Source organism: Thermoanaerobacter sp. A7A (assembly GCF_000445185.1).
GTDB lineage: Bacteria > Bacillota > Thermoanaerobacteria > Thermoanaerobacterales > Thermoanaerobacteraceae > Thermoanaerobacter.
Window position 1 is genome coordinate 1 of record NZ_AVAF01000162.1, and the last position, 11,995, is coordinate 11,995.

The 11,995-nt window shown below is 34.2% G+C and carries 11 protein-coding genes and 1 pseudogene; 5 read left to right on the top strand and 7 right to left on the bottom strand.

Translation table 11 applies throughout. From position 1 onward, the window contains the following. From M663_RS0112690 to M663_RS0112705, 4 genes and pseudogenes are all read right to left on the bottom strand, one after another. Positions 1-717 (bottom strand): annotated as a pseudogene (locus M663_RS0112690) (GAF domain-containing protein); the annotation flags it as partial. Between the two features lie 237 nt (positions 718-954). Continuing rightward, on the bottom strand, positions 955-1,311 hold the full coding sequence (locus tag M663_RS0112695) for a hypothetical protein (protein WP_004401007.1): 357 nt from the start codon (positions 1,309-1,311) through the stop codon (positions 955-957). A gap of 675 nt (positions 1,312-1,986) precedes the next feature. Next, positions 1,987-3,306, bottom strand: coding sequence for an SEC-C domain-containing protein (locus tag M663_RS0112700; protein WP_029689187.1), 1,320 nt, complete (start codon positions 3,304-3,306; stop codon positions 1,987-1,989). A 174-nt stretch (positions 3,307-3,480) separates the two neighbouring features. Then, positions 3,481-3,834, bottom strand: a complete 354-nt coding sequence (locus tag M663_RS0112705) for an iron-sulfur cluster assembly protein (protein ID WP_004401004.1) — start codon at positions 3,832-3,834, stop codon at positions 3,481-3,483. A gap of 513 nt (positions 3,835-4,347) precedes the next feature. Here M663_RS0112705 and M663_RS0112715 point away from each other — a divergent pair. From M663_RS0112715 to M663_RS0112735, 5 genes are all read left to right on the top strand, one after another. Further along, the gene (locus M663_RS0112715; protein ID WP_219309639.1) at positions 4,348-4,578 is read left to right on the top strand and encodes an alpha/beta hydrolase; all 231 of its coding nucleotides are present in this window, start codon (positions 4,348-4,350) and stop codon (positions 4,576-4,578) included. Positions 4,579-4,582: 4 nt separating this feature from the next. Then, entirely contained in the window at positions 4,583-4,819 is a 237-nt protein-coding gene (locus M663_RS0112720; RefSeq protein WP_003870989.1) for a hypothetical protein, read from the top strand. 82 nt (positions 4,820-4,901) lie between these two features. Continuing rightward, positions 4,902-5,558 carry an N-acetylmuramoyl-L-alanine amidase gene (locus M663_RS0112725; protein WP_029689188.1) on the top strand — a complete coding sequence of 219 codons (657 nt, stop codon included), beginning with the start codon at positions 4,902-4,904 and terminating at the stop codon, positions 5,556-5,558. Continuing rightward, positions 5,559-5,897 (top strand): phage holin, encoded by a 339-nt coding sequence (locus M663_RS0112730; protein WP_029689189.1) that lies wholly within the window; start codon positions 5,559-5,561, stop codon positions 5,895-5,897. A 249-nt stretch (positions 5,898-6,146) separates the two neighbouring features. Continuing rightward, the gene (locus M663_RS0112735) at positions 6,147-8,048 is read left to right on the top strand and encodes a DUF4914 family protein (RefSeq protein WP_337954504.1); all 1,902 of its coding nucleotides are present in this window, start codon (positions 6,147-6,149) and stop codon (positions 8,046-8,048) included. Between the two features lie 107 nt (positions 8,049-8,155). Here the strand turns inward: M663_RS0112735 and M663_RS0112740 are convergent, their stop codons facing one another. The 3 genes from M663_RS0112740 to tdh all read right to left on the bottom strand — a co-directional run bounded on the left by M663_RS0112740 (position 8,156) and on the right by tdh (position 11,953). Next, complete coding sequence (locus M663_RS0112740) at positions 8,156-9,433, bottom strand: solute carrier family 23 protein (protein WP_028986133.1); 1,278 nt, start codon at positions 9,431-9,433, stop codon at positions 8,156-8,158. Between the two features lie 221 nt (positions 9,434-9,654). Then, positions 9,655-10,890, bottom strand: coding sequence for an aminotransferase class I/II-fold pyridoxal phosphate-dependent enzyme (locus tag M663_RS0112745; protein ID WP_029689192.1), 1,236 nt, complete (start codon positions 10,888-10,890; stop codon positions 9,655-9,657). Positions 10,891-10,909: 19 nt separating this feature from the next. Then, on the bottom strand, positions 10,910-11,953 hold the full coding sequence (gene tdh, locus M663_RS0112750) for an L-threonine 3-dehydrogenase (protein ID WP_029689193.1): 1,044 nt from the start codon (positions 11,951-11,953) through the stop codon (positions 10,910-10,912). Positions 11,954-11,995: the final 42 nt, after the last annotated feature.

Consider the following 11,995-nt stretch of genomic DNA (forward strand, 5'->3'; position numbering starts at 1 on the left):
CATCACTAATAAGGGATCACTGTTGTTTTCTAAGAAGTATTCTGAGAGTTGTCTGTAAGGTAAAGTTTCTTTAAAGGCTTTACTCTGCTTCAAATTGTTTTCAATCGCAATTGCAGAAGATACTATAGTAGCTAATGCCAGTTTATTTTCTCGGTACCAAGGTCCCGAAAGATCAATAACTCCAATAGGTTTTCCTTCCGGACTAAAAATTGGAGAACCAGTACATGTCCAAGAGTGAAGTCCACGAGAGAAGTGTTCAGCCCCAGTTACATCAAGGGCTTGCCCTATAACCATTGCAGTTCCTATACCGTTAGTGCCAACTTTATCTTCTCGCCAGCATGCGCCAGGAATGAAATTGGTTCTTCGAGCTAGGTCTATAGTTTCCTTGTTATTCCCTAATGTTTCTAATATATAACCGTCCTCTCCTACTAAAACTGCAAGGAAACCATAGTCACCAGACAGCGATAAAAGCTTTTCCATAATCGGCCTAGCAGCTTGAATTAGTTCTTCTTGTTTTTCTCTGACTTCTTTTAAAGCGGCACCCTCGATAATTTCTTGTCCTTGTTCCTGGTACGGATCGACGCCTGCAATTTTGCTCCTTTCCCAAGATTTAAGTATTTCCGACCTAACGATTTGTTTTGAGATAGTCATGGTGTTTTGAAAGTCGTTCCATTGATGCCACACTTCTTCATAAACTCCATAAAAATTTTCTTTCATTCACCTCTCCCCCCGTACCAAGTTATATCAGATGAACCCCTAATTTAGGGGGTTATCAAACCTTATAATACTTGATACAAAAAGATTTGAGAAAAAGAAGGCTTCCCTCCCTTTAGTGTCGAAGGTAGGAATTACCGAAACCCAAAACCCACAAAGGAAGAAACTCTATGTTATATTTCGACAACCACTACGCAATCTCCTTCTTCGTTCTTTATTAAATTTTTACTTGAAAATTTTTCATATAGCTGCAAAGCACTTTACTACAATAACTCTTAAGAGAGATTTGTATTCATCTGATATAGCTAATCCTATCAAATGAAATAGATTTTTTATTTCCCTCTCAGTAAATTCGTAATTTTGTAACGCATAAGAAATTTCCAAAAGATAATTTTCTATTAAAATTTGGTCATCAATCTGAGATATCAAGTCATTTATTTTTTCTTTCACTTCTTCTTGCTCTTCAAAATTCATACCTATTAGCATATCACCAGGTATTCTCAGCCTTCTTAACCTTTCATCTTGAAACATAAATACTGAAACTTCTTCTAACATATTAGCTACAGCTTTTTGTGAAAAATTTTCTTCCTCTGTCACCCCTTATCTATTAATTTTGATAATTTTTCTACATAAATATAATCCTTATTTTTACTCAAGAGGTTCACATTTACACGATAACCCCAACTGGGTAGGATGTAGAATTTTTACTTCTGAGCAAGATTTATCTAATTATTTGTATCAAACAGAAGAATGGGCAAGCGATCAAGCTTCCGATACAGCACATTTTATCTTTTCTGAAAAAGGCTCAATTGTAGCATCGTGTACATAAAAAATTTTATGTATCAGTTGCAAAACATTGATTTAAAAGCGATAGAAAAACAGATTTCAATCTTGTTGTAATTGACTATTCTAAAGATGGCACAGATGAAAATAAATTTACTGCAGGAGAAATTAATTCCTTAAAAAATAGTTCAAATCCCACCCAAAATAGTACTGTCATATTTTAGTATAGGTGAAGCGGAGAATTACAGGTGGTACTGGGATAGCAAATGGGATAAAGATAATGATGGGGTACCTGATGAAGGAGCTCCTTCGTGGCTTGGACCTATAAATCCGGAATGGCCAGGTAATTACAAAGTTAAATATGGGGATCCAGAAGGGCAGCAGATAATTTTTAAATATGTGGACAAAATCATTGAGGCAAATTTTGATGGTTGATTATATAGAACAATGCAAGTAGGAGCCAAATAATTATTTAGCTCCTACTTAAAATTAAGTTGTTAATGATTTGATTTTTTCTAGAATAAGTGGGGCGATTTTATTTAAATTGTTCATTTTATTCTTAAAATCATAATAAAATTTTTTTAATAAGTTACTTTCTTTAATCAAATGGTTGCTCTCTAAATAGGAAGTGTATTTATTAAAAAATTCATTAGAAACTAATGCTTCAATTTCTACTGTTTCATCAATTTCTTCGATATACTTTGGGAAAGTGCGAAGATAACCAAAAATATTTATTAAAAGTAACTTCTTAAATATTTCTATTCTTTGTTCAGTTGGAGGCATGTCTAAAAAAGCTAATACTTTTTCAAAACTTTCTTTTACATTTTTGTCATCAACTTTTTCTGTCTTAGCATATAAACTGTCTAAAATGCTTTCATAGGCTTTTTTCAATATTAAAGGTTCTCTCAATATTTCATCTAAAATGTAATATGTAAGGTTTTTAGCAGAATCTATCGATGATTTTTCTAAAAGATATAATTCTAACCCTATTAGATAAAATTTGAGGAAAAATAAATAAGCTATTAAAAAAGGAACGTCTATTTGCTCTTTAAATACTTTATTTAAGTCCTCTTCAATAGTATCGAGCATTTTACTGCTAATATATTCATTAAAAGAGGGATATTTGGCAACTATTTCAAAAAATTTCTTTTCTCTTTCCTCATCATTTTCGCTAATATTTTTTATTTCTTCTAAGGCTTCAGATACTTCAAGCATTGTAGCTACTATGATAACTCTTAATAGGGATTCGTATTTATCTGATATAGCTAATCCTATTAAATGGAATAGATTTTGCAACTCTTTTTCATCAAATTTGTAATTTTGCAAGGCATAAGAAATTTCCAGGAGATAATTTTCTATTAAAAATTGGTCATTAATCATAGATGATATTAATTTATCAATTTTTTTCTCCACTTCTGCATCATCTTCAAAATTTATCCCTATAAGTATATTACCAGGTATTCTCAGATCTTTTAATCTTTCATCTTTAAATATAAATAGTGCGATTTCTTCTAACTTTCTAATTATATCGGCTTGTGAAAAATTTTCTTCCTTAGTCCATGTATCCTTAATCAATTTTGATAATTTTTCTACATTGAGATAATCCTTCGTTTCAGATAGGTCAATACCATATAAAATACTTATAACTCGAATAAACTCCCTTTCTTCAGAAAGAATAAAGGTTTCTTTAGTGAGTAAACTTAAAATTTCTCTTTCAATTTGCTCTACTCTAGTCATACAACATTTTTTATATTTTTTCCCACTTCCACAAAGGCATTCATCATTTCTTTTGATATCAAACACCTTCATTTTTATCCCCCATTAAGTTATATCTGGCAAAAAATTTTATTTTGTTATCTAAAATACTTTTTTAATTGCTTCTGCTTTTATTCTAACTGAAGAATTGATAGTATTCAATTCTTTTTTAAATTTTTAATTATTGTTTTTTTGAGCTATATAAAAAGACGGTTTTAAACCGCCTTTTTATAATCCGAGTTCCATTCTTGCAAATGAAGATAGACGATCATGATCCCATGGAGGTGAATATACAATTTTTACTTCTACCTCACTATAATCTCCAATTGAAAGTACTTCGTTTTTTACCTCATTTGACAACACATCAGCAAGTGGGCAACCTAATGCTGTTAGTGTCATTATAATGTATAATTTATTATCTTCTTTGTGAATTTCATAAACAAGCCCAAGGTTTATAATATCTATACCGATTTCTGGATCAACAACAGACATGAGAACATCTATTATACGATTTTGCTCTTCTTTGTCATCAATGCCAACAAATTTAATTGGTGCAAAGTCAAGAAATTCTTCACTTTCCATAATATATTGTGCCTCCTTTATATCCAATTATATTGTATTACTTTTTTCCTTTTTATTCGGTTTTAAATGACAAATGGAAAAGCAATTGGATAAAATAAGGTACAAGTATTACAGAAGATATAAGCTGGCCTATTCCAATGGCTATGACTAATTGCCAGAATGAAGGCAACGTCCCATCCTCCGGCACTTCACGCGAGACACCTACTCTGCCAAGAGTTATTTTATATTATATCATATTTTACCGTTTTTTTATATAGACGAAATTTTTGTGAAAGGGGTCATTTTTATTAAAAGAAAATAAAAAAGCTATTTGTAAAAGAGATTAAAAGTGGTATAATTTTGGAAAGGAATTATTTAGGTAGTATAACAAAAACCTTAAGAGGGAGTTTAAATGGAGGATTATAAGGGGTACTTTATAAAAGGCGAAGATGAAGAAAAAATATATCTTCATTGTTGGGAAAATGTTAATAATGGGCACTTTTAAATTTATATAAAAAAGAGAGACTGCAAAACATACCTCAAAATTTGCCTATTTTTATAATTTCAGGTGAAGAGGATCCTGTGGAGGAATATGGAAGATTAGTAAATAGACTTTATGGAATTTACAAAAACGTGGGTAGTACATTAGTAGATATAAAAATTTATCCTAGTAAGAGACATGAAATTTTAAATGAGATTAATCGGGAGGAAGTGTTTGAAGATATTTTAAATTGGATAAAAGAAAAGGTATATGAAAGGAGATAAATAAATGGTATATGTGGCTATTATAATATTTTTAATTGTAATTGCTATTATAGTAAAACCGAGGATTGAAATTTACCATCTTAAACAAAAGTACAGGCAACTTATGTTTTTATCTTCAATGGAGCAAGCTGAAAAATCCCTTCAGCTTCAGATACAGCGTCTTAAAGTTAAATATCCAGGTCGAACTGAAAAGTGGTACATTGAAAAAGTCATTTTTGATTTAGAAAGAGATAGAAGATAATTTTCATAAACTTGTTATTTTTTTCTGCATATTATATGATAAAAGAAAGGTTGGAAAAATTATTTTGATGGTGGTGATTAATATGCTAATAGCTGTTGACCCCGGCCATGGAGGAAAGGATCCTGGTGCTGTTGTGGGTGATTATAAAGAAAAAGATATAAATCTAAATATAGCTTTAAAAATAAGGGATATTTTAGTGAAGGAAAATATCAGTGTAATAATGACAAGAGATAAAGATGAAACAGTAGACTTACAGCAAAGGTGTGATATTGCCAATAAGAGCAAAGCAGATTATTTTATTTCTATTCATTGTAATAGCTTTACAGATCCTTCCGCAAATGGTACGGAAACTTACGCGTATCCCAGAAGTTTAGCAGGACGAAATTTAGCCCAATATGTACAAAATGAAATAGTAGAAATGTTAAAAACAACAAATAGAGGAGTAAAATATGAAAGTTTTTATGTACTGAAGCATACTGTAATGCCTGCGATACTAGTTGAAACAGCTTTTATGTCAAATCCACAAAATTTAGATTTGCTTTTACAAAAGCCGGATGCTTTTGCACAAGGGATTGCAAATGGCACAATTAAATTCTTAAAAAGCGTAAATTATAAGCAAACAGATGATATTGAAAAATTACAGATGAAAGGAATTATAGATAAACATTATGACCCTAAAAGTTATGTCACTTGGGGAGAAGTTGTTTCTGTAATATTAAAAATATTGGGAGGGAGATAAATGAGGGATTTGGTCATGACAATTTTGACAGCTGGTGTTCAACTCGTTATAATGGTCGCACTTGGGTATTTGATTGATTATTTAAATACCAAAATTAGTATGGAAAAAATGAAGAGATACTATGAAATTGCAAAAACTTTTGTGCAAGCAATAGAGCAGCAAATAGGGCCAGGTAAAGGACCTGATAAAAAAGCGGAAGTTTTTAACTTATTAAAAAAAGTGGTTGGCAATAGGTTAACAGACGAAGAAATCGATAAACTAATAGAAGCGGCAGTTTTTGAAATGAATTATATATTGAAATTGAAAGGTCTAGAAAAGCAAGCTGAAGTGAATAAGTAAAAGCGCTCCATTAGGAGTGCTTTTGTTTTTATCACCTATTACTAATCAAAATTGCAAGAATGCGATTCAAAAATTTCATCGATGTAAAAGATTACAGAAGATATGTGCGTAAAAGAACGATATTATGACAAAAAGTTCGGAATGTAGATACATACTAAAAATTATTTTGCAAATTTTATTATTCAAATTGCAAAGCTAAATTTTTTTTTGTATAATATTCTTATACGTATTATTGTGAGGTGGTATAAGTTGGACTTTTCTCTCATTATTAATAAGGAAACAATGGAAATTATAAATAAAATGAGACTATCAGAAGAAGTAGAAGAAATATTAAAAGTGTGTCCTAAAATAACAATTCCAGAAAGTAGACAACATCTTCTCGAAATTTCTGTTGGAGGGAAGAATGACTTTTTTGAAATTTTTTATGACGTTCCAGAAAAAGGGAAAGTATTAGAAGCGACTGTGGCAAGGTGTAAAAATGGGTTAGCAGTTAATTATCCTGAGCCTTATATGAGAAGAAGAGAGCCAGATTGTCTTGTAGTTGCTGATAATGGGGAGACAGATAAACCCAGGTTTGCGGATAGGTATGGATATGATTTTGACGAATTAAGGCAGAAAACTTTTGAATGGCTGAAAAAGCAAAATTTAATTGTCATGCCTTTTATGTCTGGTGGAGATGAGTACGGATACCCTTCTCTTTTAATAGCGCCTGATAATGCAGGTTTTTTTGCCACTGCTCTTGCAGACATACAGGGTTTTATCCCAAAAGGTGAAATACCAGAAAGTTTTTTGCCAAGAGCCATTGTTTATTTGGCTCCACCTTTTAGGCATACTCATTTTAACGGAAAACAGGTAGTTGTCCATAACCGCTTAGAAAATTTACATGAGCTTTTTTCGTATAATTTATATCTTGGTCCCAGTGCTAAGAAAGGAATATATGGTGTGCTTCTGACAATCGGTGAAAAAGAAGAATGGATTACTGCTCATGCTTCTACAGTAAGGATAATTACTCCTTATGACAATATTTTGACTATTATGCATGAAGGTGCCAGTGGTGGCGGAAAAAGCGAGATGCTGGAGCAAATTCACAGAGAGCCTGATGGACGTATAAAAGTAGGGCGCAATTTGGTGACTGGGGACGAAATATACGTAGACCTAAAAGAAGCTTGTGAGCTACAACCTGTAACTGATGATATGGCTTTGTGCCATCCCGCTTTGCAGCAAGGGAAAAAGTTAGTTATAAAAGATGCAGAAAAAGGCTGGTTTATAAGAGTAGACCACATAAATGAATATGGAACAGATCCTCATCTTGAAAAGTTGTGTATATATCCGAAAGAACCTTTAATCTTTTTAAACATAGAAGGAGTACCTAAGTCCACGTGTCTTATATGGGAACATATTATGGATGCACCTGGCAAACCTTGTCCCAATCCTCGTGTAGTTATGCCGAGAAGATTTATGCCAAATGTAGTTGATGAAGCTGTAGAAGTAGACGTGAGAAGTTTTGGCGTAAGGACTCCACCTTCTTCAAAAGAAAAGCCTTCCTACGGTATAATAGGAATTCTACATTTGTTGCCTCCTGCTCTTGCTTGGCTGTGGAGATTAGTTGCACCGAGAGGTCACGCTAATCCAAGTATAGTAGGAACAAGTGGACTCGAAAGCGAAGGTGTAGGTTCTTATTGGCCTTTTGCAACGGGTAAAAGAGTAATTCACGCTAATCTTTTATTGCAGCAGATTATAAATACACCAGGTACTCGATACATTCTCGTTCCAAACCAATATATAGGAGTGTGGAAAGTAGGATTTATGCCCGAATGGATAGCTCGTGAATATCTTGCAAGAAGAGGGAGTGTAAGATTTAGACCAGATCAAGTTACACCAGCGAGAAGCAGTCTCCTCGGTTATGCTTTAAATACATTAAAAATAAACGGAAGTTTTATTCCTCGCGAATTACTGCAAGTTAACAAGCAGCCCGAAGTAGGGGATGATGGATATGACAAAGGTGCTGAGATGTTAAATGAATTCTTCAAAAGAGAATTAAAGCAATTCTTAGTACCTGAACTTGACCCTCTTGGTAAGAAGATTATTGAAACATGTTTAGAGGATGGAAGTTTAGAGGACTATATAAGACTTTTGGGAGATTATAGATAATTAAAAAAAGAGCCTGTACATAAGTGTATGGGCTCTTTTTTGTATTTCTTGTAAGAGCTGTGGCAAAACAAAAAAGCATAAAAAAGAGGGGGGAAGTCCCCTCTTTTTTATGCTTCGTGAACGGCTTCTTTTGAGGTTGAAGTTTTTTCTGACTTTTTTGCTTTTGCTAAGTTGATTTTGGGCAAGACAAGGTTTAGAAGTATTCCTGCTAAGGTGGCAGGACCTATGCCTTCAAAGACGAAGTTTCCGAAGGCTATTTTTATACCGCCTACACCCAAAGTCAGTATTACAGAAGCTATTATGAGATTTCTGCTGTCAGAAAAATCAACTTTATTTTCAACAAGTGTTCTCATACCTGCTGCCGCAATCATTCCAAAGAGTATTATTGTCACTCCGCCCATAACAGGTTGCGGAATTACTTCTATCAAAGCGCCTATTTTTTGTATAAAGCTTAAAAGTATTGCTATTATAGCTGCACCTTGAATAACTTTTGAGCTATAGACTCTTGTTATTGCAAGGACTCCAATGTTTTCACCATAAGTTGTGCTGGGTGGTCCGCCAAAAAGTGCCGCAATTGATGTTGCAAGGCCATTACCTAGCATTACTCTATGAAATCCAGGGTCTTTTATTAAATCTTTTTCAACGATATTTCCTATTACGAGGACGTGCCCTAAGTCTTCAATTATAGCGACTAAGGCCAGCGGCGCAACCAAAGAGACAGCACCCCATGCCAGTTCCGGAGTATGTCCTGTTAAGAAGGAGAATTTGGGAATTGCAAACCAGGAAGCTTTTGAAACAGGCTCAAAGTCTACAAGACCTCTTGTTATCGCGAATATATATCCGCCAATTGTTCCTAAAAGTATGGGTATGACTTTTATAAATCCTTTGCCAAACATGCTGAATATGATTATTAATGCCGCTGTAAACAGAGCTGTAGCTAAATCTTTTTGCGCTTGAGCTATTGCTACAGGAGCAAGGCTTAGGCCTATTATCATAACTACAGGGCCTACTACAACAGGGGGAAGCAATTTCTCTAACCAATCGATGCCTGTCAAGCTTATGATTATGAATACCACTATATATACAAGGCCTGCTGCTATCATACCAGTAAAAGCACCTCTTACACCAAATTGCTTAGTTGCAGCTATTATAGGTGCTATAAAGGCGAAAGAAGAGCCCAGATACGCAGGTACTTTTCCTTTTGTCATCAAGTGGAATATTAAAGTTCCAAGCCCTGATGTGAAGAGGGTAACAGCTGGGTCAAGACCTGTTAAAAGAGGTACTAAAATTGTTGCACCAAACATGGCAAATACGTGCTGAAAAGATAGTGGAATTGCTTGTTTTATAGGGGGGGTTTCTTCGATTCCGTATATTTTGTTTGACATAAAAAAACCTCCTTTGAGTTTTTTGTTTACAAAAAAACCCTCTAAAGGAGGATGCAAATATAGATATTTTATTTTCCTCCTTTTTAGCCTCGCTGGGCTAAATTAAAGGGTTTTTTCACTTTTTCTCTACAATTATAGCATACAAAATATTATTTGTCTACAACAAAAAGCCCCTTTAAGAGACCTTTTAAAAAGCAAAGAGAAGATGAAATTTAACTATTTTAGCTCCACCTTTCTTTTCTGTAACGTTCCAATACATTCAGTACATAATTTATATCAAAAGTTGTATGGTCAGCGTTAATTTGAAACCGGATACTTTCACTACCTCTTGGTACCACTGGATAGTTTATGGCTGTTGCAAGAATACCGTTATCTATGAGGTAATTTACTAAATCTATCGTTCTTGTTGCATCTCTAACTAAAAGTGGTACTATTGGATGCTCGCTTACTACAGTTTCATATCCTAATTTTACAATTCCTTCTCTAAAAAGTTTTGCTAATTCTTTGAGGTGTAAAAGTCTTTTTTGACCTTCTTTGCAATCGAGTATTTCAAGTACTTTTAAAACACAAGCAGCTTCTGATTGTGTTACTGGATTTGAGTAAATATAAGTTATAGTTTTTTCTCGCAAGTAAGTTGTTATAACCTCGTTTGATACTACATAACCTCCATTTACACCATATGCCTTTCCCATAGTACCGATGAGAAGGTCAGCTTTTCCACCTGTTATTTCTTCTGTGCCTCTTCCAGTTGGGCCAAAAGCGCCAACACCGTGAGAATCGTCAACTATAGTTATTATGTTTTCTTCAAAATCTTTCTCATATCTGTCTGCAATCTCCTGAATTTTCTTTAAATCTGCGTAATCTCCTCTCATACTGAATACACCGTCAGTGACTACAATGGCGCGTTTAGCTTTACCAATAAAACTCTTTATTCCATTTTCTAAATCTTTATAGTCTAGGTGTTTATAAATATATCTTTCTTTGGGTCTTGAAAGTCTTATAGCGTTTATAATACAGTTGTGGTTTAGTTCATCACTTATTATTACTGTTTCAGGAGTTACTAAAGAGGAGATGATACCTACTACAGTCATATAGGCGGAGCTAAAAATCATTGCATCTTCTCTGCCGTGGAATTGAGCAAGCTTTTTCTCAAGGTCTCTATGTGTTATATAGGTTCCGCTTATAAACCTCACTGCTCCAGGTCCAATGCCAAACTTTCTTGCATTCTCCTCTTCTACTTTTATTACTTCCTCATTAAATTGCATTCCGAGGTAAGAGTTAGAGTTCATCCTTATAAATTCTTTGTCTCCAAAGCCTTTTAAAAAGAAACGTGGACCTTTTTCACCCTCTGGTTTTTTTACATCGACTATGATAAGTTCTTTTCCTTTAGCACGACCTTCAGTCTTTAACTCATCGAGTTCTTTTTGTAAAATTTCATTTAATCTTGTAAGTGGCATCTTTTTTACCTCCTTTTGTTTATGGATATAACACAACCTTGCCACATTGGCCTTTTATCATTAGTTCCATGCCCTTTTCATATTCAGAAAGAGGGAAGGCATGAGTAATTATTGGTTTTAATGCTTCTTTAAGGCCAGAGCGCAATAAACCCTTTACTTTGTACCAGGTATCGTACATTCGCCTTCCTGTGATGCCGTTTATTGTTATGCCTTTAAAAACGACGTCATTTGTTATGTCTATAGGAACTTCATTGTCAGGAAGACCCAAAATAGACATCCTTCCGCCTTTTGCTATATATTTAAGTCCTTGTCGTATTGCAGTGGGACTTCCAGAGAAGTCCAAAACTACATCTGCACCGTAGCCTTCTGTTTCATTTTTTATTATATTGACAACGTCTTCTGCAAGTGGGTTTATGACTCGTGTTGCACCTAATTTATGAGCAAGTTCCATTCTGTATTCGACAGGTTCTATTGCAAATATAGCTGAAGCACCTGTTGTCTTAAGAAGTGGTATTGCCATCATGCCTATAGGGCCGCACCCTATGACAGCTACAGATTTTCCAACTACGTCTCCTGAAAAAACAGTGTGGACTGCGTTTCCAAGAGGTTCCTGTATGGATAGTATCTCCAGAGGTATGTCTTTATCGTTTAGCCATACATTGCTTTCAGGGACTCTAATGTATTCTGCAAAAGCACCGTCTGTGTCAACACCGAGTATTAGCGTATTTTCGCAAATATGGGCATTTCCTGTTCTACAAGCTTTACATTTTCCGCATACTATGTGAGTCTCCGCACTTACTAAATCTCCAACCTTTACTGAGGTTACATTTTCTCCTATTTTTACAACTTCTCCTACAAATTCATGTCCCATTATCTTAGGCGGTTTTATCCGACTTTTTGCCCATTCATTCCAAATGTAAATGTGAACGTCTGTGCCGCAAATAGATGTGGCTTTGACTTTTATTAGTACCTCATCAGGTCCTATTTTTGGTATTTCTTTTTTTATTATATTTGCACCTTCTTTGGGATGTTGTTTAACAACAGCGGTCATATATCCTTCCATAATGGACATCTCCTTTACTTGTACACTCATCTTAATACATAA